Source organism: Pseudomonas sp. GW823-FHT06E10 (assembly GCF_058794995.1).
The window spans coordinates 482441-502506 of sequence record NZ_JBXAHJ010000002.1; the positions used below are offsets into that span (position 1 = coordinate 482441).

Below are 20066 nucleotides of genomic sequence, written 5' to 3' on the forward strand. Positions count from 1 at the left end.
GATCCCTCTAAAGTGTGATTTGCAGCTGCCAGCCACTCTGGAACAGTCCTTTCGCCAGTCCGACACCCGTCGGCACGGCAAGGATGGCTGAAAATTTCGTTTTGACAAGCCAAGCGCTTGCTTGGTGGGGCTGGCGTGCCCTTTCGAGCACGCCAGGTGACGCTTAAAGCGTCGAGAGGAAGGTGCTGTTGGTGGCTTGCCATTCGCTGATGTCGACACGAATGCGCTTCTTGTCGAGCTTGCCGACACTGGTCTTGGGAATTTCAGTAACAAGGGCGATCTGGCTCGGAATCGCCCACTTGCTCAAGTGCCCCAGCTCCACAAACGGCTTGAGGTGTTCCTTGAGTTCCCGTGCCCCGATTGCATGCCCCTCACGGAGCACCAGCAGGGCAAACGGCCGCTCGCCCCACTGCGGATCGGGGATCCCCACCACTGCTACTTCACGTACCGCCGCATGACGACTGATCAGGTCTTCCAGGTCCAGGGAGGAGATCCACTCGCCACCGGTCTTGATCACGTCCTTGATCCGGTCACGAATGTCGATCACGCCCATGCTGTCCAGGGTCGCCACGTCACCGGTGTGCAGCCAGCCTCCGGCCCAGAGCTCGGCGCCCTTCTGCGGCTCATTGAAATACCCCTCGGTCAGCCACGGCGCGCGTAACACCAGTTCGCCCTGGGTCTCGCCATCGGCGGGCAGGAAGTTGCCCTCGGTGTCGACGATCGCCGCCTCCACCAGCGGCCCCGGTACGCCGGCCTTGATCCGGTAAGTGGTGCGTTCGTCTTCGGTACCCGCCATCAATTCGTCGTTGAGGTGCGCGCACGAAACCAGTGGCCCGGTTTCCGACATGCCATAGGCGGCGGTCAGCTGAATGCCTTTGGCCTTGGCCGCCTCGTACAACGTGCGGTTCAGGGCGCTGCCGCCGATGACGATTTTCCAGCCGCCGAAGTCGACGGTCTGCGCGGCCTTGGCATTGAGGACCATCTGCAAAATGGTCGGTACGCAATGAGAGAACGTGACCTTTTCCTTGCGCCACAACTCCACCAGGTACTCCGGGTCATAGCGGCCGGGATACACCTGCTTGAGCCCGAGCATGGTCGCCACATACGGCAAGCCCCAGGCGTGCACGTGGAACATCGGGGTGATCGGCATGTACACGTCGTTGGTGCCCAGCAGGCGCACGCTATCGATCGCGCCCATGATGGTCGACACGCCCATGGTGTGCAGCACCAGTTGCCGATGGGTGAAGTACACGCCCTTGGGGTTGCCGGTGGTGCCGGTGGTATAGAACGTGGTCGCGACCGAGTTTTCGTCGAAATCCTCGAAGTCGTATTGCGGGCTCGCCGCGGCCAGCAGTTGTTCGTATTCGCCGACGAGATTCGGCAGGTCCGCGGTTTTTTCCGGCAGGTCAGTCAACAGCAGGGTTTTGTCGACCGTGGTCAGTTGCCCCTCGATGGCCTTGTAGAGACCGACGAACTCGCTGTTGACCAGCACAAAGCGGTCCTCGGCGTGGTTCATGGTGTAGAGGATCTGTTCCGGCGACAGGCGCACGTTGATGGTGTGGATCACCGCACCGATCATCGGGATGGCGAACATGCATTCCAGGTAACGATGGCTGTCCCAGTCCATCACACCCACGGCATCCCCGGGCTTGACTCCGGCCGCTGTCAGCACGTTGGCCAGGCGGGCTACCCGTTCGATCAGGGTCGGGTAGCTATAGCGCAACTTGTCGCGGTAGATGATCTCGCGGGTTTTCTCATAACGGGCACCGGACATCAGCAGCCGTTTGATCAACAGCGGGTACTGGTAAGCGCCTTCGGCCGGGGGGATAACGCGAGTCTTCAACATAATAATCCCTTTAATCTGACTGCACGGTCGTGACTGAAAGTACGCACTGTAGTGCCCTTGAACGTCAGCCAAATCAGCCAAAGGAATGATTTGCAGAACCCCATGAATGATAGCGATGCGCCATCATTCGCGAGGTTTGATCATCTGTAGGAGCAGCCGGTCGACGCTCGATTGCTCGCGATGAACCCGGGATTACCGCAGGGGGGTCAGATATCAAGCGTTATCGTTGACGAGCATCGCGAGCGAGCTCCTACAGGGATAGATATCTGATCAGTGCATCTCGGTAAAAGCGAGCTTCACGCCAATCGCGATCAGCACCGCGCCCATGGTCCGATCGAACCAGTGCCCCATGCGGGCGAAACCGGCGCGTACGCGCTGCTGGCTGAACAACATCGCCACCAGGCAGAACCAGGTCGCTGTCGCCACCGCCAGGTAAACCCCGTACCCGGCCTGCACGGCCAGCGGCGTGTGCGGGTTGATCACCACAGTGAACAGCGAGAGGAAGAACAGCGTGGCTTTCGGATTGAGACCGTTGGTGACGAAACCCGAAGTGAAGGCACCACGGGCGGTGCGCTCGCCGGCTTCCTTGTGCAGGTCGTCAGCCACAGACTTGGCCGGTTGCGCGCGCAGCGCCTTGTAACCGATGTACAGCAGGTAAGCGGCGGCGGCCCATTTCAAGGCATTGAACAGCACGATCGACTGGGACACGATCAGGCCGATACCCAACAGCGAGTAACCCACGTGCAGGAAAATCGCCGTGCCCACGCCCAGTGCGGTCCAGGTGCCCGCGCGACGCCCGTGGGTAACACTCTCGCGCACCACCACGGCAAAGTCCGGGCCAGGGCTGGCCACGGCCAGCAGGTGAATCAGGGCAACGGTCAAGAACTCTGTCCAGTACATGGGGGCTCCTTCAGGCCAAGCGTAACTAGTTATTTCATCTGGTAGGCTCGGCAGATTACGCCTTCAGTTCATTGCACAAAAGGTACAGTTGATGACGAACACCCGCCGCGCCGTTTTCCTCGACCACCCGTCCCTGGACCTCGGCGACCTTGACCTCGACCCGCTGCGCAGCTGTTTCAGCGATTTGCAGCTGTTCGCCCAGACCTTGTCCGATCAAGTCATCGAACACCTCAAGGGTGCCACCGTCGCCATCAGCAACAAGATCCTGATCGATGCCGCCGCCATGGCCGCCAGCCCTGATCTCAAGCTGATCCTGATCACCGCCACCGGCACCAACAATGTCGACCTCGCCGCCGCCCGCGCCCACGGGATTACCGTGTGCAACTGCCAGGGCTACGGCACACCGTCGGTGGCGCAGCACACGATCATGCTGCTGCTCAACCTGGCCACGCGCCTGGCCGATTATCAAAAAGCCGTCGGCGAAGGCCGCTGGCAGCAAGCCAAACAATTCTGTTTGCTGGATTACCCGATTGTCGAACTCGAAGGCAAAACCCTTGGTCTTTTGGGCCATGGCGAATTGGGCGGCGCGGTCGCACGGCTGGCTGAAGCCTTCGGTATGCGCGTTGTGCTGGGGCAAATTCCAGGGCGCCCTGCCCGGCCGGACCGCCTGCCACTGGATGAACTGCTACCGCAAGTCGATGCCCTGACCCTGCACTGCCCGCTCAACGAACACACCCGTCACTTCATCGGCGCCCGCGAACTGGCCGCGATGAAACCCGGCGCGTTCGTGGTCAACACCGCCCGCGGAGGCCTGATCGACGAACAGGCGCTGGCCAACGCCTTGCGCAACGGGCATCTGGGCGGCGCCGCCACTGACGTGCTGAGCGTCGAGCCTCCCGTCAACGGCAATCCGCTGCTGGCCCATGACATCCCGCGCCTGATCGTCACCCCGCACAACGCCTGGGGCAGCCGCGAAGCGCGCCAGCGAATCGTTGGCCAAGTGACCGAAAACGCACTGGGATACTTCAGCGGTAAGGCGCTGCGGGTCGTCAGTTGATAAACTGCGGCACTTTTTTTCACAGGAGCAGTTATGGATCCGCGCAGTGAAGTACTGCTTCGTCAGGCCGAGTTATTCCAGGGTTCGGTGTTGTTGGCCGGCTTGCCCGCCGACGACTTGCTGGGCCGTCTGCCCGAAGCTCACGGCTGGTGCTGGCACGCCGGCGATCAGGCCGCGCTGGACGCCCGCTTCGCCGAGCGCAGCCATTTTGGTGTGAATGCTCCCAAGCGCGAGTTCGATACAGCGGTGGTGTTTCTGCCTAAGGCCAAGGACCTGACCGACTACATTCTCAACGCCCTCGCCTCGCGGCTGGCTGGCCGCGAGCTGTACCTGGTTGGCGAGAAAAAAAGCGGCATCGAAGGCGCCGCCAAACAACTCAACCCGTTCGGCAAGCCACGCAAACTCGACAGCGCGCGCCACTGCCAGCTCTGGCTGGTCACCGTGGCCAACGCGCCTGAAGCCAAACCGCTGGAGAGCCTGGCGCAGACCTACGAACTGCCGCTGGCCGAAGGCCCGTTGAAGGTCATCAGCCTGCCGGGGGTGTTCAGCCATGGTCGCCTGGATCGCGGCAGCGCGCTGTTGCTGGAACATCTGGACAAACTGCCCAGCGGGCACTTGCTCGATTTCGGTTGCGGCGCAGGGGTCTTGGGCGCGGCAGTGAAACGTCGTTACCCGCATAACCAGGTCACGTTGCTGGATGTGGATGCCTTTGCCGCTGCCAGCAGTCGCCTGACCCTGGCGGCCAATGGTCTGGAAGCCGAGGTGATTACCGGTGACGGCATTGATGCCGCCCCGATGGGTTTGAGTGCGATCCTGAGCAATCCGCCGTTCCATGTCGGCGTGCACACCGACTATTTCGCAACGGAGAACTTGCTGCGAAAAGCGGCCAAACATCTGAAAAACGGTGGCGAACTTCGCCTGGTAGCGAACAGCTTCCTGAAGTATCAACCGTTGATCGAAGAGCATCTTGGTGTGTGCGCGATCAAGGCCGAAGGACAGGGCTTCCGGATCTACCGAGCCAAGCGCGGATAGAACTTCTTTGAAAAAGAAGGCTTGCCGAATGGGTTTTGCAAAGGCAGAATCCGCTCCGTCCTAGGGGAGTAGTCTCCCACGAGCGCCACGCTCGTCCGGCATGCGTCAACATACTTGGTCCTCAGACCATGGCGCATGCGACCCAAGCATCCACATCAGATGGATTGCAGGGTTTGACAAGACCTATGACACGAACACCTTACCCGGGGCGGGGAGGCTGTACGTGTCATAGCCGTGTCGACCCGCCCCTTAGGAAAACCCCTGATGCTGGATTCACTACTCGTACCTACCGCAATCGTTGCCTTGGCCGAAATCGGCGACAAGACGCAACTGCTCGCGCTCATTCTCGCTGCCCGTTTCCGCAAGCCCTGGCCGATCATCGCCGGTATCGTCGCCGCGACCCTGGCCAACCATGCGGCCGCCGGTGCAGTGGGCGCCTGGGTCGGCAGTTTCTTCTCGGATACGATGTTGCACTGGATCCTCGCCGCGAGCTTCGCCGCCACGGCGCTGTGGACCCTGGTCCCGGACAAGATGGATGACGACGAAGCCAGCACCGCCCGAAAGTTCGGGCCGTTCCTGACCACGCTGATCGCGTTCTTCCTGGCGGAAATCGGCGACAAGACGCAGATCGCGACCGTGATGCTGGCTGCGCAATATCCAGAATTGTGGCTGGTGATCATCGGCACCACCCTCGGCATGCTGATTGCCAACGTGCCCGTGGTATTGGCCGGTAACTTTGCCGCGGACAAATTGCCGTTGACCCTGATCCGTCGACTGGCGGCGTCGGCGTTCTTCATCCTGGCGATTGTCGCGGTGTACAAAGCGATGCAGAGCAGCGGGTGGGTTTGACCCGGGTACTGAGATCAATCTGTGGCGAGGGGGCTTGCCCCCGTTCGGCTGCGCAGCAGTCGTAAATCCTGCAACCGCGGTGTAACTGTTGAATTGTGGCTGCAGGTAATGGGGCCGCTTCGCAGCCCAACGGGGGCGAGCCCCCTCGCCACATTTTCAGCATCTGATAGTCAAGACTTCTTGGCCTGCTCATACAAAGGCATGACCTTCGGAATCGCCGCCTGCAACGCCGCAATACGACTCGACGACGCCGGGTGAGTGCTCAGGAACTCCGGTGGTGAACCTTCCGAGACCTTGCTCATCTTGTTCCACAGGGTGATCGCGGCATTCGGGTTGTAACCGGCGCGGGCGGCCAGTTCCAGGCCGATCAGGTCCGCTTCGTTTTCATTGGCACGGCTGTTGGGCAAGGTCATGCCGTAGTTGGCCACGGTATCGGCCAAGGCCAGGCTGTCCTGCCCCAACCCGAGCAAGGCACCCGCGCCCTGCTTCGCCATTTCGATGCCGTAAGCCTTGGACATCGCTTCACGACCGTGCTCACGCAGGGCGTGGGCGATTTCATGACCCATAATCGCGGCGATTTCATCGTCGGTCAGTTGCAATTTGTCGATCAACCCGGTGTAGAAAATGATCTTGCCGCCAGGGCCACAGTTGGCATTGAGTTCATCGCTCTTGATCAGGTTGACTTCCCACTTCCACTGGGCCGCATCCGGACGGAAGTTCGGCGCCTGGGCAATCAGCCGGTCGGCAATCGCCTGAACCCGCCGAGCTTCATTGCTGGACTTGTCCAGCACACCCTTGCTGGACGCTTCGCCCACTGTCTTCTGATAGGACTGGGCGTACATCTGGTCGACCTCTTGCGCAGACAACATGCTGAACATGTACTGCTTACGCTCAACGCCTACAGCGCCGCCACTGGTGGTATTGACCGACTGGCAGCCGGTGAGCAACAGCGCTGCGCTTAGTGCACTGACAACCAAAATCTTGTTCATCAAAAAACTCTCTGAAAACATGCCGTTTATCCTAAGCGTGGAAATGTATCGACGCCAGATACAATGGACGTAAGACGCACAATTCGAACAAAGCTCTCATCGCCGTAGAAAAAATTCACATACGGCGACAACCCGCAGCCCATCACGCCGCTCATTGATTCAATTACGACATCCGGCACGCCAAAACGGTCCTTTCAACTGCCCACGCTCATGCCCGCCCGTCACCCTGCCGATACACCTGGGCAGACGTCCTTTCGCGTGCGGAGCCCCCATGAAATTCAAGTCGATCCAGTTTTCCGTGGCGGCCCTTGCCGGCGCCATTGTCCTTAGTGTCGTGGCAGCGCTGGTTGTGTACGCACTGTTCTCCGGCGCCCGGACGCAAGACATGGTCCAGGAGCGGACCCAGGCCCAATTCGAGCAAGTCATCGAACAACGCCTGACGTCCCTGGCGCAAACCCAGGTCAGCCAGATCCAGCGCGAACTCGAAGCACCGCTGCTGATTGCCGGCGGACTGGTGCGGGTCAACGCCCTGATCGGCACACCGGGTGCCGATGGCCAGCCCGCCCTGAGCCTGAGCCGCGAGCAACTGATCGGCCTGATCAAGGAAAACGTGGTCAAGAACCCGAAAATCCTCGGCACCTACATCGGCTGGGAAAAAGACGCACTGGATCACAACGACGCGGCTTACGTCGGTACCCAAGTGGTCGGCATCGACGCCGCCAACGGGCGTTTCCTGCCCTGGTGGTTCCGCAACGACGACGGCACCCTGGGTCTGGACAAACTTGTGGACGTCGACGACCAGAAAACCCTGTCCACCGGCGTGCGCGCCAGCGAGTACTACCTGTGCTCGAAAGAAACCCAAAAATCCTGCGTGATCGACCCGGCGCCTTATAAGGTGGGCGACAAAATCGTCATGCTCGCCTCCTTTATTGAGCCAATCATGCTCAACGGTGCCTTCCAGGGCATCGTCGGCGCCGACCTGTCGGTGAACTTCATCCAGGAAATGCTCCTGGGCGCCAACCAGAAGCTTTACAGCGGCGCCGGGGAAATGGCCCTGATCGGCGGCAATGGCCGGATCGTTGCCTACACCAAGGATCCGAGCAAATTCGGCGAGAAGGTCAGCGACATCCTCGACAGCAAACAGATCGCCAACATGGCCAATCTCAAGCGCGGCGAAGTCACCTATACCGTCGACAAGGCCCAGGGCCGGATCGAGTTGTACCTGCCTTTCGGCATCGGCCAGACCGACGCCCGCTGGACCCTGATGCTGCAGTTGCCGCTGAATGCGGTCATGGCCGACCTGCAAAAGCTCCAGGCCGACCTGGACGCGCAGCGCAAATCCGACACCTTCGGCATGGCGATGGTTGGCCTGGTGATTGCCGGTATCGGCTTGCTGGTGATCTGGCTGGTGGGCCACGGCATCGCCCGCCCGCTCAAGCAGATGGTGGCCATGCTCGACGATATCGCCCAGGGCGAAGGCGACCTGACCCGACGCCTGACCAGCGATCGCGCCGATGAACTGGGCTCGATCGCCAAAGGCTTCAACACTTTCCTGGCCAAGTTGCAGGCGATGATCACCCAAGTGGTGACTTCGGTGCAGAGCGTCAGCGATTCGTCGGAACACACCGCCGACATCGCCATCCGCACCAACACCGGTGTGCACAAGCAAATGGCCGAGATCGATCAAGTGGCCACCGCCGTACAGGAAATGACCGCCACCGCCCAGGACGTCGCGCGCAATGCGACCCAGGCCGCACAGGCCGCCAGCCATGCCGATCAGGCCGCCAGCCAGGGCATGCAGATCGTGCGCGACACCTCGAACTCCATTGGTGCCCTCGCCGTGGAGATCGGCCGGGCCGTCGGCGTGGTGCAAACCCTGGCCAAGGACAGCGAAAACATCAACGCCATCCTCACCGCCATTCGCGGGATCGCCGAGCAGACCAACCTGCTGGCCCTTAACGCAGCCATCGAAGCCGCCCGTGCCGGTGAACAGGGCCGAGGTTTTGCCGTGGTGGCCGACGAGGTGCGTAACCTGGCGCAGAAGACGCAAAAGGCCACCGAAGAAATCCAGACCATGATCCAGCAACTGCAGCAAGGCACCCGGGATGTGGTGCGAGTCATGGAGGACAGCCAGAACCGCACGGACGAAAGCGTACTGCACGCATCGAAGGCCGCCGAAGCACTGGAAACCATTACTCAGGCAGTGTCGGTGATCAACGACATGAACACCCAGATTGCCAGCGCGGCCGAGGAGCAAAGTGCGGTGGCGGACGACATTAACCGCAACGTGATCAACATCGGCCAGGTGGCCAATGAAGTGGCCGGTGGGGCGGATGAGTCGAGCGCGGCCAGTGCGGACTTGACCAAACTGGCTGAGCAGCAGCGGCGGTTGATCAATCAGTTCCGGGTCTGATCCGAAGCCCCCATCGCGAGCAAGCTCGCTCCCACATTGGATCTGTGGCGTCACAAATACCCTGTGGGAGCGAGCTTGCTCGCGATGGGGCCGGTTCAGCCACCCAATAGCTCAACCCGGAGTAAGGCACTCCGGTCCATTGAGCTTCGGATCATTCACCATGTTGGCCAGGACCCGCTCGCGCAATGCCGCAGGTTCACTGGCCAGCAATGCTTGCAAAGCATGCAGCGGCGTCTCGGGATCCAGCCACGCGGCCTGCCCCGCCTCATCAAGAATCAACGGCCGCCGCTGGCTCGCTGCCGGCTGGGTAATCACGGCGGTACTCAGCCACACCTGCTCCTGTACCGGATACGCCTCCCAGATCGCCGCAAAAAATAATGACGAGCCCTCCCCTGGTGTCAGCCAATACGGACGCTTGCGCGTCGTGCCGCGCCATTCGTAGAAACCATTGGCCGGCAACAGGCAGCGGCGCTCGCGCAAGGCCTGGCGAAACATTGGCTGTTCGGCAACGGTTTCGGCGCGGGCGTGGGCCGGGGTGCGGGACAGATCGGTCAGCCAGGGTGGCGTCAGGCCCCAGCGGGCGCGGGCCAGCGTGCGCTGGCCGTCTGGCTCGGCCCGTAGCATCAACACCGAATCATTGGGGGAAATGTTCCACTGCGCCTGCTGGTCGGCGGGAAAACCGGGCAGCGCCGCGAAGGCGGGGTTCCAGCGAAACAGGGCATAACGTCCACACATGGGGCAACACGACTCTTGATCAAACGAACGCCAGCCTAACAGACCAGCGTGCCGGGGAAGCTGTCCGGTTCATCGCCAGACAGCGGCAGCGCGGCATTGTACGCGGTGATCAGCTCGCGGGCGTATTCGGCCTGGTCGTTATCCACTGCCAAACCCAGCAAACCGAAAATCGGCAACTCACCGGTGGCTCCCACCAGATCGCGCCCCACCAGATGCGCCTCAATGCCCTCGCTGGCGAGCATGCCTTGCAGCAACTCGCCTTCCATCAGGTTTTCCGGGTCGTAGATGCGCTGCATACACGCTCCTCACTCGTTTTCGCTGAACACTTCGAGATGCCATTCCTCTTCATGAACCTGCAACACGAAGGTTATCGGCCGACAGCACACCTGGCAGTCTTCAATATAGGTCTGATCGCCACCGGACAGATCCAGCGTCGTCTCGACTTCCTCACCACAATACGGACATTCATACAGCGCAGTTTCCAGCATCGCGGTCTCCCAAGTGACTTGTGCGTATAATCGCCGGTCTATTTGCAGGGCTATTTTTGTCTGGCTACTTTTTCAGACCGTACCCCGCCGGTTTTCGATCAAAACCTTTACTTACCCTAGCCGTTTCTAACAAGAGAGCATGATGGGCGAATTCGATGCCATCCGACCTTACGACGACAGCGAAGTCCCAGCGGTGCTGGACCGGCTGCTCGGCGACAAGGCGTTTCTAGATATCCTCACCCACTTCCGCTTCCCGCGTTTCGCCGGCGCTTTAGGCTGGGCACTCAAACCTCTTATAGCCCATCGGCTGCGCCGTGAGTTTGCCGGCATTACCTCAGTGGCCACGCTGCAGGACAAAGTCGAGGTTTACGTCGACCACACCATTGAGCGTGCCACCGACGGTGTCACCTATACCGGGGTGGAGCAATTCAAGTCCGGCAGTGCCTATCTGTTCATCGCCAACCACCGCGACATCGTGATGGACCCGGCCTTCGTCAACTATGCCGTCTACCACGCCGGCCTACCGACGCCACGCATCGCCATTGGCGATAACCTGCTGCAAAAGCCTTTCGTCAGCGACCTGATGCGCCTGAACAAGAGCTTCATCGTGCACCGCTCGATCAGCGGACGTCGGGAAAAAATGGCGGCTTATCAGCTGTTGTCGGCGTACATCAATCATTCGATCCGCAACGATTGCGCCTCGATCTGGATCGCCCAGGCCGAAGGCCGCGCCAAGGACGGTGACGACCGTACCGAATCGGCAATCCTCAAGATGTTCCACATGAGCCGCAAGGACGAGCCGTTCGGCGAAGTCATTCAGTCGCTGAACCTGACCCCGGTGTCGATCAGCTACGAGTACGACCCGTGCGATCAGGCCAAGGCCCGCGAGCTATACATCCGCGCCACCACCGGCAGCTACACCAAGGTGCCGGGTGAGGATGACGTGAGCATCGCCAAGGGCATCACCGGCTACAAGGGCCGGGTGCATGTGAACTTTGCCGCGCCGATCACCGAACTGTTCGAAGACACCAAGCAATTGGCGGTCGAGATGGACCGGCAAATCCTCAGCGGATACCGCTTGTTCCCCGTGCACTACCTGGCTTACGCGCAGTGGAAGGACACCGATCCGCAGTTGCAGGTGCCGAAAGCCGCCGAAGTGTTCCCGGCCGAGGAACTGGCCAAGGCCCAGGAAGAATGGCAACGCCGCCTGGACGCCTGTCCTGAAGAGCATCGTCCATTTCTGGTGCTGCAATATGCGACGCCGGTGCGCAATCAGTACCGGGTGAAGGCAGGGTTGCCGCTGTAAGCGGTATAGGCCTGACGGCGCTTTTTGTGGCGAGGGGGCTTGCCCCCGTTGGGCTGCGAAGCGGCCCTAAAACCCAAGAAGGTTTTCCCTCTGACACAGCGTCCCTGTCAAGGTGACGACGGCTTCGCCGCCGAACGGGGGCAAGCCCCCTCGCCACAGGGTTTACTTCAGCCTCAGACCTGCGTACTGATCCACGACACCAGCAGTGCCATGCCCATGCAGGCAAAGCCGAAGATGTAGAAAAACCGGTTCTTGCGCAAGGTCGCCCAGTCCAGCGTGGGCTCTACGCTGGGGCTGCTCTGGCGCTGCGCCTGCAAACTGGCCATCGCGCGCAGTTCGCGACGACGGGTGGCGTGCAGCAACCAGCCGCCGGGGAAGGCAAAGAACAAGGCCAGCAGATTGATCAATTTGGCGGGATGGGCGGTAAACAGCGTCATCAAGTGCAGCGACATCACAAACCTCAAGTAACACAGGTGGCAGGTGCCGGACCGGCGACCGCGGCGCGGATTCTACCGAAAGCCTGCGCGCCTGCCCTCTGTTTCCGACAAGTAACGAAGCTTTTGATCAATAGCTGTCCTGAGTCACGGCTTCGTCATCTGTATCGGCGAACATGCGCGCCTCGAAACCGACACGGATCACGTCATGCTCCACGCCGAAAACCAGGATCGTCTTTACCTCATCACCCCCAGCGAAGAACAACAAGCCCTCGTCGGCAGCCTCGCCTTCAACGTTCAGGACCGCCACTGGCTGGTGTATTGCGCACTCGGTGGCCACCAGCATGCGGATTTGCCGGAGGCGGATTTGCTGACGGGCGTGAGCGTGCTGGATTTTTACTCGCAAGCCGCCTGAAACCGATCTGTAGGAGCGAGCTTGCTCGCGATGGACTTGAGGGCGCCGCGGGGAATCAGATTTCCCGCGTAATCGTTAAAGACCATCGCGAGCAGGCTCGCTCCTACAGTGGGCTCGCATTACTCGCCGAGAACCTGCCCCACAGTCGGGTCCTTGAACAGGCGGGTCAACGCATCACTGAGCACATCGCTGACCAGCTTGGTGTTGGTTTCCTGGTTCGGCGCCATACCGAAGCGCTGGTCCAGGGAAGCACCATAACGGCCGCTGTAGCGACGGTTGGCGTTCTGCACATCCGAGCGGAAAGTCGCGCCGATGGTCGCTTCGGTCACGTACATGCCTTCTTTAGGCGACTGATACTTCAGCTCGGCCAGGGTCACGGTGATTTGCGGTGCGTTCGCCGCATTAGCGGTCGGGGTGAAACCCAACAGGCGCACGGCAGCTTCGGCCTGAGCCTGCAGCTTCGGCAGGATCTGCGCGCCTTGTACGGTAATCGCGCTGGTCTCCGGGTACAGGCCACCACGGGTGCCGAGGGTTGGCGACGGACGTCCGTCCACCACACGCACCACAACAGGCTGACCGTGGCCGACGGGCGCCAGTTGAGCCGTCAACTTGGGTTCCGGGCTCAGTTGTTGCGGGCTGTGGGCGCAGCCAACCAGGGTCAAACTGGTCACAGTGATCAAACCGAACAACAGGCGTTGCAACATGCTCTTCTCTCCAGAATCAGGCACAAACAGGCCGGCAGTATAGCGGTGCGCCACTGCGGGTAACCAGCACCTCACAGTGTTTGATGAAATCTCTGACAAGCCCTTGGCAACGCGGTTCCTGTCATGCAGATGTCACCCCCCATACACTTGCACGTAATGGCCTGCAGGCAATCTTCTCGGCAGACACCCAAACGGTATATCGCCATGCGCCATCTGATCTCTCTGTTCGCGCCACGCCCACTGCATCGCTGCTTCGCCCTGCTCGACCGCAACGGCCGCTGCCAGGCCTTCAAACAGTGCAGCCTCCAGCCCATGGGCGATGGCTGGGTTGAAATCGAAGAGATCCGCCTGAACTGGCTGAATCAGCCGCTGCCTGCAGGTGCTCGCGTCGTTTCGCAGCAGCACCGGCCACGCTCGCGTGCACAGCAAATGATGACGACCTGACCAAACACCTAATAAAAGTCATTAAACACGACCATTTCCCTGCGTTTCTTAGATACAATCTCCCCCCGATTATAAGGACGTCTCCTGATCGGGCCTCGCAGCATCGTCAATGCGCTTGTATTGACACCCCCGCACCGCCCACAGAGAGCCGCCCACACAGATCGAGTGAAGCTGGCGCGCTTGCTGTTTTGTTGAGCAAAACCTCCACTTTTCGCGAATCTGCAGAGCTGTCATTACGCTCGGTCACTGAGCTGTTTGCCCGTTTTGCCTGCCCTGTATCCCATGGCGGCAATCCATCCGGGCACGGTGCCAGGCTGGGACAGCCCTTTTTGAGGTTCACGTCTTCAAAAGAGCGTGAAAAAAACGGGTTTTCACAACTTCACAAGAGTGTGGCGAGCAAATGAATAGTTTTGCGTCTGAACATGCACCATTAGCGTCTACAACAGCCCAACGACACAGGACCGAGTATTCCTCGAACACCGGAGCCTGAAGCCTGTCCGCTACGGATTTGGTTGCACAAACGGATGTATCGACCATAAGTCGAATTGCCTCCCGCGCGCTGAAATGAGTTCATATGGCTCATTAGGCCTGGCAGGTAGCGTCCGTCGAAGTTGCGATAAATTGCGAAGATTCGGACATGGCGATCCTGCCATGGGTACCTGGGGCAACACTGACACGCCCCGTCACTCCTGGCAGCCATGCCGACAATTTGGTGCTGCAGATTTTGGAGACGCGTTAAATGGCGCATAACGAAGCAGTCGACGTAGTACTGGTTGGGGCCGGCATCATGAGTGCCACCCTTGCAGTACTGCTCAAAGAGCTCGACCCCGCGATCAAGCTGGAAGTCGTCGAGCTGATGGATTCCGGTGCCGCGGAGAGTTCCAACCCGTGGAATAACGCCGGTACCGGTCACGCCGGGCTGTGTGAGCTCAACTACACGCCGCAGGCCGCCGATGGCGCCGTCGACATCAAGAAAGCCGTGCACATCAACACCCAGTTCGAGGTGTCGAAGCAATTCTGGTCGTACCTGACCAAAAAAGGCACGTTCGGCTCGTGCAAATCGTTTATCAGCCCGGTGCCACACCTGAGTTTCGTGCAGGGCGACAGCGGCGTGTCCTTCCTCAAGGAACGCTTCAAGGTGCTGAGCAAGCACCACGCCTTCGCCGACATGGAGTACACCGAAGACAAGGCCAAAATGGCCGAGTGGATGCCGCTGATGATGCCTGGTCGCGATCCTGGCGAAACCCTCGCCGCGACCCGCGTGATCAATGGCACCGACGTCAACTTCGGCGCCCTGACCAACCAGTTGCTCAAGCACCTGACCAGCGCACCCGATGCCCAGGTCAAGTACTGCAAGCGCGTGACCGGCCTCAAGCGCAGCAACGGAGGCTGGACTGTCAGCATCAAGGACGTCAACAGCGGCAACACCCGTGAAGTCGACGCCAAGTTTGTTTTCCTCGGCGCAGGCGGTGCGGCATTGCCGCTGCTGCAGGCCTCGGGCATCGAAGAGAGCAAAGGCTTCGGCGGCTTCCCGATCAGCGGCCAATGGCTGCGTTGCGACAACCCGGAAGTGGTCAAGCACCACCAGGCCAAGGTCTACAGCCAGGCTGCCGTGGGTTCGCCACCAATGTCCGTGCCGCACCTGGACACCCGCGTCGTTGAAGGCAAGAAATCCCTGCTGTTCGGACCGTACGCCGGCTTCACCACCAAGTTCCTCAAGCACGGCTCCTTCATGGACCTGCCGATGTCGGTTCGCGCCGGCAACATCGGGCCGATGCTGTCCGTGGCAAAAAACAACATGGACCTGACCAAGTACCTGGTCAGCGAAGTGATGCAGTCGATGGAGCAGCGCCTGGAGTCCCTGCGTCGCTTCTACCCTGAGGCGAAAGCTGAAGACTGGCGCCTGGAAGTGGCCGGTCAACGGGTGCAGATCATCAAGAAAGACCCGAAGAAAGGCGGCATCCTGCAATTCGGTACCGAACTGGTCGCGGCCAAGGACGGTTCCCTGGCGGCACTGCTCGGCGCTTCGCCAGGTGCCTCGGTGACCGTTTCGATCATGCTTGAGCTGATCGAAAAATGCTTCCCGGGCAAAGCCAAGGGCGAATGGGCCACCAAACTGGCCGAAATTTTCCCGGCCCGGGAAAAGGTCCTGGAAACCGACGCTGCGCTGTATCGCAAGATCAACACGCAGAACAACGTTGCCCTGGAACTGGTTGAAGCCAGCAGCGAGACCGAAAGCTACGCTTGATTCGGCCTTAAAAAAAACGCCCCGTTCTCACTGAGAGCGGGGCGTTTTTTTATGGCTGAAATTTACTCAGCCGCGAGCTTTTTCGATCAGTTCAATGTAGTCCGGCGCGTTGCGCTGATCCTTGATCAGGGCGACGAAGTCATTGCCGTGCTCATCCTTGCCATTCAGGTCGTAACCCGCTTCGACGAAGAACGTCAGGAAACGCTCGAAATCGTCGATGCGCAGGCCACGGTAGGCCTTGACCAGTTTGTGCAGGGACGGAGAAGTCGCGTCGACCGGTTCGAAATCGAGGAACAACTTGATCTGCTCATCGCCGATCTCGTCACCAATCACTTGTTTTTTATCTTTACGCATTGCCGACTCCAGCTCGCAGACATTTCACGGGGCGGGCAGTTTACCCCTGCGCGAGCTCAAGGCTCAACGCGCACGAGTGCTGCCGGTGTGCAGATCGGCCCAGACATGGCCATTGGCGTAGCTGAGAAACTGGCAATACACCGTGTCGTTGCGCAACAAGTCGATCACTACCCGGTATTGAGCGAGCGGGTAATAGAGGGTCAGGGTTTTGCTCTTATCGTCGTAGACCGGCTTCTTCAGGCTTTTGCTTTCACCATCGAAGTTGACCAGCACCTGACTGATGGTGGCGCCCTTGTTCAGGGATTTGCCCTTGAGCCGAATCATCAGCGGCGAAGTGACCGGAATCGGCTGTTGATTGGATTGACGCTGAGCGCCGACCACCACCGAATAATCGGTGACCTGCATCAGTTGCTGCTGCTCGGGATCGGCATCGCGCAGCGTGAGATCGTCCGGCGGCAGGAATTGGCTGTGCATGAGCGCCGGCGCGGCGGCCAGTGGCAGGCTGAGGGTCAGCAACAGGGCGGCGCAGCAGCGGATCAAAAGACTCATGACAGGCTCCGGAGGGCGGGTGTAGGAGCGAGCTTGCTCGCGATGGTGTGTCAGAGGACGCCAATGTACCTGACAGACCATCGCGAGCAAGCTCGCTCCTACAAAAAGCGCATCAGTCGAACTGCGCGCGCATCCAGGCCTGATACTCGGCAACACCCGGCTCGCCTTCGCGCGGCGCCCAATGCGCCAGTTCACCCTCACCGACCGGGCGGTAAGGACCGGCCTTGCATTCGAACATCAGGCTGTCGGCCTCCAGCACCACCAAACCGTGGAACACACCGGTTGGCAGGTCCACGCCAACACAGTCCCCACCGGCCTGCAGCACGGTCTTGCTCAACACCGCACCGGCCTCGTCAAAGATCAACACACCCAGCCGCCCCTTGAGGACCAACAGGGTTTCGGCCTTGTTATCGCCCAAATGCCGATGAGGCGGGATATACGTGGATGGCTGCAGCCCCACCGCCATGCGATGACAGGCGTCTTCCATCTGATGGAAATTGTGGTGCTGGCGCCCACGAGGATTGGCCGCGGCTTTCCCGGCCAGTTCGGCGAACAAGGTCTGATCCAGAAAGCGAGGCGTATCCATGTCTTACATTCCTTTAACGGCGAAAATCCCGTTGGCGTTACGCCAGTAACCTTTGTAGTCCATGCCATAACCGAAGATGTAGCGGTCAATGCACGGCAAACCGACGAAATCGGCCTTGAGGTCCGGGCGGGCCTTGCGGTCGTGGTCTTTGTCGATCAGCACGGCGGTGTGCACTTTGCGGGCACCGGCGTGCTTGCAGAAGTCGATGATCGCGCCCAGGGTGTGACCTTCGTCGAGGATGTCGTCGATGATCAGTACGTCACGGTCGATGAAAGAAACTTCCGGCTTGGCTTTCCAGAACAGATCGCCGCCGCTGGTTTCGTTGCGATAGCGGGTGGCGTGCAGGTAGGACGCTTCCAGCGGGAACTGCAGATAGGTCAGCAGCTTGCCGGAGAAAATCAGCCCGCCGTTCATCACGCAGAACACCACCGGATTGCTGTCGGCCATTTGTTCGTTGATTTGTGCACCGACGCGGGCGATGGCCGCCTCGACTTCAGCTTCGGTGTACAGGCAGTCAGCCTCTCGCATGATTTGACGGATATGCTCGAGATCAGCAGACATGGTGCTCTCCAAAGGGGTGGCGGAATCAGGAAAAGCGGGCAAAGGTACGCATCAAGCGAGGCCAGATCAAGCGTTTGTGGACTAACGTACTGTATGTCTATAGGACAACACCCTCGGATAGATTAATCTAGGCCGGTTTTTTTGCCCGCCGCCGGAGCCTTTCCCCATGCCCATCCATGAGATCCGCCACCCGCTGATCCGTCATAAACTTGGCCTTATGCGCCGCGCAGACATCAGCACCAAGAATTTCCGTGAGCTCGCTCAGGAAGTCGGCGCGCTGCTGACCTATGAAGCCACCAAAGACCTGCCGCTGGAATCCTACGATATCGAAGGCTGGTGCGGCACAGTGTCGGTCGAGAAAATCGCCGGCAAGAAGATAACCGTCGTACCGATCCTGCGCGCCGGCATCGGCATGCTTGAGGGCGTGCTCAGCCTGATCCCGGGCGCCAAGGTCAGCGCCGTGGGCGTTGCCCGCAACGAAGAAACCCTGCAGGCCCACACCTACCTGGAAAAACTGGTTCCGGAAATCGACGAACGCCTGGCGATGATCATCGACCCGATGCTCGCCACCGGCAGCTCCATGGTTGCCACCATCGACCTGCTGAAAAAGGCCGGCTGCCGGGACATCCGCGCCATGGTGCTGGTTGCCGCCCCGGAAGGCATCGCCGCTGTAGAAAAAGCTCACCCGGACGTGATCATCTACACCGCTTCCATTGATCAAAAACTGAACGAACACGGCTACATCATCCCAGGGTTGGGCGATGCCGGTGACAAGATCTTCGGCACCAAGCAGAAGGACGCGTGACCATGCAGCAAGAGTTCAACGATCCGCTCTGGCGCACGGTGCTGTCGGGTGCACAGATGCTGTTCGTGGCCTTCGGCGCCCTGGTGTTGATGCCGCTGATTACCGGTCTCGACCCGAACGTGGCGCTGTTCACGGCCGGCCTGGGGACGATCCTGTTCCAGATCGTCACCGGGCGTCAGGTGCCGGTGTTCCTGGCATCGAGCTTTGCCTTCATCACCCCGATCATTCTCGCCAAGGGCCAGTTCGGCCTGGCCGCGACCATGGGCGGCGTGATGGCGGCAGGTTTCGTCTACACCTTCCTCGGCCTCGCGGTGAAGATCAAAGGCACCGGTTTCATTGACCGCCTGCTGCCGCCAGTGGTGATCGGGCCGGTGATCATTTCGATCGGCCTGGCCATGGCGCCGATTGCCGCCAACATGGCCATGGGCAAGGCCGGTGACGGCAGTGAGTTGATTCATTACCAGACGGCAATGATGATTTCGATGCCCGCACTGCTGACCACACTGATCGTCGCGGTTTTCGGCAAGGGCATCTTTCGCCTGGTGCCGATCATCTCCGGCGTGCTGGTGGGTTTTGGCATGGCGTTCTACTTCGGTGTGGTCGACACCGCGAAGATTGCGGCGGCACCGTGGTTCGCCATCCCGCACTTCACCGCACCGGAATTCAACTGGCAGGCGATTCTGTTCATCGTTCCGGTGGCCCTGGCCCCGGCCATCGAACACATCGGCGGCGTGATTGCCGTGGGTAGCGTGACCGGTCGCGATTACCTGAAGAAGCCCGGCCTGCACCGCACCCTGCTCGGCGACGGCATCGCCACCACGGCGGCCGGTCTGTTCGGCGGCCCGCCCAACACCACCTACGCCGAAGTGACCGGCGCGGTCATGCTGACCAAGAACTACAACCCGAAAATCATGACCTGGGCGGCGATCTTCGCCATCAGCCTGGCGTTCATCGGTAAATTCGGCGCACTGCTGCAAAGCATTCCGGTGCCGGTGATGGGCGGGATTCTGTGCCTGTTGTTCGGTTCGATTGCGGCGGTGGGGATGAATACGCTGATCCGCCACAAGATCGATCTGGGCGAGGCGCGCAATCTGGTGATTGTTTCGGTGACCCTGGTATTCGGGATCGGCGGCGTGCTGATCGGCACCGGCACCGGGCCGGACGATTTCGGCCTCAAGGGTATCGCGCTGTGCGCGGTGGTGGCGATCGGCTTGAACCTGATCCTGCCGGGCAATGACAGCTGGAAGCACAAGAAGGCGAATGAACCGCTGATCTAAAGCCTCAGGCAATACCTTGTGGCGAGGGGGCTTGCCCCCGTTCGGCTGCGAAGCAGTCGTAAATCCAGCGAGCG

At 60.3% G+C, this 20066-nt stretch carries 22 protein-coding genes, 1 pseudogene and 1 riboswitch; of the genes and pseudogenes, 11 read left to right on the top strand and 12 right to left on the bottom strand.

Annotated features, from left to right (window positions below; genetic code table 11):
• Positions 1-163: 163 nt before the first annotated feature.
• Entirely contained in the window at positions 164-1846 is a 1683-nt protein-coding gene (locus tag AC1Q6Y_RS05255; RefSeq protein ID WP_090457632.1) for a fatty acid--CoA ligase, read from the bottom strand.
• 270 nt (positions 1847-2116) lie between these two features.
• Positions 2117-2746 (bottom strand): LysE family translocator, encoded by a 630-nt coding sequence (locus AC1Q6Y_RS05260; protein WP_057713341.1) that lies wholly within the window; start codon positions 2744-2746, stop codon positions 2117-2119.
• 91 nt (positions 2747-2837) lie between these two features.
• Here AC1Q6Y_RS05260 and AC1Q6Y_RS05265 point away from each other — a divergent pair, with 91 nt between their 5' ends.
• From AC1Q6Y_RS05265 to AC1Q6Y_RS05275, 3 genes are all read left to right on the top strand, one after another.
• Complete coding sequence (locus AC1Q6Y_RS05265) at positions 2838-3803, top strand: 2-hydroxyacid dehydrogenase (protein ID WP_492624120.1); 966 nt, start codon at positions 2838-2840, stop codon at positions 3801-3803.
• A gap of 33 nt (positions 3804-3836) precedes the next feature.
• Entirely contained in the window at positions 3837-4835 is a 999-nt protein-coding gene (locus tag AC1Q6Y_RS05270) for a methyltransferase (RefSeq protein WP_492624121.1), read from the top strand.
• A 50-nt stretch (positions 4836-4885) separates the two neighbouring features.
• Positions 4886-5010, top strand: a riboswitch (yybP-ykoY riboswitch).
• Positions 5011-5099: 89 nt separating this feature from the next.
• Entirely contained in the window at positions 5100-5684 is a 585-nt protein-coding gene (locus tag AC1Q6Y_RS05275; protein WP_008016665.1) for a TMEM165/GDT1 family protein, read from the top strand.
• A 170-nt stretch (positions 5685-5854) separates the two neighbouring features.
• On the opposite strand, the gene AC1Q6Y_RS05280 is transcribed toward AC1Q6Y_RS05275, so the two are convergent.
• Positions 5855-6673, bottom strand: a complete 819-nt coding sequence (locus tag AC1Q6Y_RS05280; protein ID WP_492624122.1) for a M48 family metallopeptidase — start codon at positions 6671-6673, stop codon at positions 5855-5857.
• 1360 nt (positions 6674-8033) lie between these two features.
• Between AC1Q6Y_RS05280 and AC1Q6Y_RS05285 the strand changes: the two are divergent.
• Together AC1Q6Y_RS05285 and AC1Q6Y_RS05290 are read left to right on the top strand one after the other, a co-directional pair.
• A pseudogene (locus AC1Q6Y_RS05285) lies at positions 8034-8231 on the top strand (HAMP domain-containing protein); the annotation flags it as partial.
• 111 nt (positions 8232-8342) lie between these two features.
• Positions 8343-9086: a methyl-accepting chemotaxis protein gene (locus tag AC1Q6Y_RS05290; protein WP_371918691.1), complete on the top strand. Its 744-nt coding sequence runs from the start codon at positions 8343-8345 to the stop codon at positions 9084-9086.
• A gap of 111 nt (positions 9087-9197) precedes the next feature.
• Here the strand turns inward: AC1Q6Y_RS05290 and AC1Q6Y_RS05295 are convergent, their stop codons facing one another.
• The 3 genes from AC1Q6Y_RS05295 to AC1Q6Y_RS05305 are packed head-to-tail and all read right to left on the bottom strand — an operon-like array spanning position 9198 to position 10309.
• Positions 9198-9821, bottom strand: a complete 624-nt coding sequence (locus AC1Q6Y_RS05295) for an SOS response-associated peptidase (protein ID WP_046041890.1) — start codon at positions 9819-9821, stop codon at positions 9198-9200.
• Between the two features lie 35 nt (positions 9822-9856).
• Positions 9857-10117, bottom strand: a complete 261-nt coding sequence (locus tag AC1Q6Y_RS05300) for a putative signal transducing protein (protein WP_057713336.1) — start codon at positions 10115-10117, stop codon at positions 9857-9859.
• A 9-nt stretch (positions 10118-10126) separates the two neighbouring features.
• Positions 10127-10309: a CPXCG motif-containing cysteine-rich protein gene (locus AC1Q6Y_RS05305; protein ID WP_102671697.1), complete on the bottom strand. Its 183-nt coding sequence runs from the start codon at positions 10307-10309 to the stop codon at positions 10127-10129.
• A 139-nt stretch (positions 10310-10448) separates the two neighbouring features.
• Between AC1Q6Y_RS05305 and AC1Q6Y_RS05310 the strand changes: the two genes are divergently transcribed.
• Entirely contained in the window at positions 10449-11615 is a 1167-nt protein-coding gene (locus AC1Q6Y_RS05310; RefSeq protein WP_057713335.1) for a 1-acyl-sn-glycerol-3-phosphate acyltransferase, read from the top strand.
• Positions 11616-11788: 173 nt separating this feature from the next.
• Here AC1Q6Y_RS05310 and AC1Q6Y_RS05315 read toward each other — a convergent pair whose 3' ends face one another.
• A complete protein-coding gene (locus AC1Q6Y_RS05315) occupies positions 11789-12067 on the bottom strand; it encodes a hypothetical protein (protein WP_057713334.1) in 279 nt (92 codons plus the stop codon).
• A gap of 190 nt (positions 12068-12257) precedes the next feature.
• Here AC1Q6Y_RS05315 and AC1Q6Y_RS05320 point away from each other — a divergent pair, with 190 nt between their 5' ends.
• Positions 12258-12464, top strand: a complete 207-nt coding sequence (locus tag AC1Q6Y_RS05320; RefSeq protein WP_033052291.1) for a hypothetical protein — start codon at positions 12258-12260, stop codon at positions 12462-12464.
• 119 nt (positions 12465-12583) lie between these two features.
• On the opposite strand, the gene AC1Q6Y_RS05325 is transcribed toward AC1Q6Y_RS05320, so the two are convergent.
• On the bottom strand, positions 12584-13168 hold the full coding sequence (locus tag AC1Q6Y_RS05325; protein ID WP_057713333.1) for a YajG family lipoprotein: 585 nt from the start codon (positions 13166-13168) through the stop codon (positions 12584-12586).
• Positions 13169-13372: 204 nt separating this feature from the next.
• Here AC1Q6Y_RS05325 and AC1Q6Y_RS05330 point away from each other — a divergent pair, with 204 nt between their 5' ends.
• Positions 13373-13612 carry a hypothetical protein gene (locus tag AC1Q6Y_RS05330; protein WP_057713332.1) on the top strand — a complete coding sequence of 80 codons (240 nt, stop codon included), beginning with the start codon at positions 13373-13375 and terminating at the stop codon, positions 13610-13612.
• A gap of 739 nt (positions 13613-14351) precedes the next feature.
• Positions 14352-15860 (top strand): malate dehydrogenase (quinone), encoded by a 1509-nt coding sequence (mqo, locus tag AC1Q6Y_RS05335; RefSeq protein WP_154860509.1) that lies wholly within the window; start codon positions 14352-14354, stop codon positions 15858-15860.
• 66 nt (positions 15861-15926) lie between these two features.
• Here mqo and AC1Q6Y_RS05340 read toward each other — a convergent pair whose 3' ends face one another.
• From AC1Q6Y_RS05340 to AC1Q6Y_RS05355, 4 genes are all read right to left on the bottom strand, one after another.
• Positions 15927-16214 carry a PA4642 family protein gene (locus AC1Q6Y_RS05340; RefSeq protein ID WP_407516667.1) on the bottom strand — a complete coding sequence of 96 codons (288 nt, stop codon included), beginning with the start codon at positions 16212-16214 and terminating at the stop codon, positions 15927-15929.
• Positions 16215-16277: 63 nt separating this feature from the next.
• Entirely contained in the window at positions 16278-16763 is a 486-nt protein-coding gene (locus tag AC1Q6Y_RS05345) for a hypothetical protein (RefSeq protein ID WP_407516668.1), read from the bottom strand.
• Between the two features lie 112 nt (positions 16764-16875).
• Complete coding sequence (locus tag AC1Q6Y_RS05350; protein ID WP_057713329.1) at positions 16876-17349, bottom strand: WbuC family cupin fold metalloprotein; 474 nt, start codon at positions 17347-17349, stop codon at positions 16876-16878.
• Positions 17350-17352: 3 nt separating this feature from the next.
• Positions 17353-17910, bottom strand: a complete 558-nt coding sequence (locus AC1Q6Y_RS05355; protein WP_007981338.1) for a hypoxanthine-guanine phosphoribosyltransferase — start codon at positions 17908-17910, stop codon at positions 17353-17355.
• Between the two features lie 166 nt (positions 17911-18076).
• On the opposite strand from AC1Q6Y_RS05355, the gene upp reads away from it, so the two are divergent.
• Both upp and AC1Q6Y_RS05365 read left to right on the top strand, forming a co-directional pair.
• Positions 18077-18715 carry a uracil phosphoribosyltransferase gene (gene upp / locus AC1Q6Y_RS05360; RefSeq protein ID WP_053159679.1) on the top strand — a complete coding sequence of 213 codons (639 nt, stop codon included), beginning with the start codon at positions 18077-18079 and terminating at the stop codon, positions 18713-18715.
• A gap of 2 nt (positions 18716-18717) precedes the next feature.
• The gene (locus AC1Q6Y_RS05365) at positions 18718-19992 is read left to right on the top strand and encodes a uracil-xanthine permease family protein (protein WP_057713328.1); all 1275 of its coding nucleotides are present in this window, start codon (positions 18718-18720) and stop codon (positions 19990-19992) included.
• Positions 19993-20066: the final 74 nt, after the last annotated feature.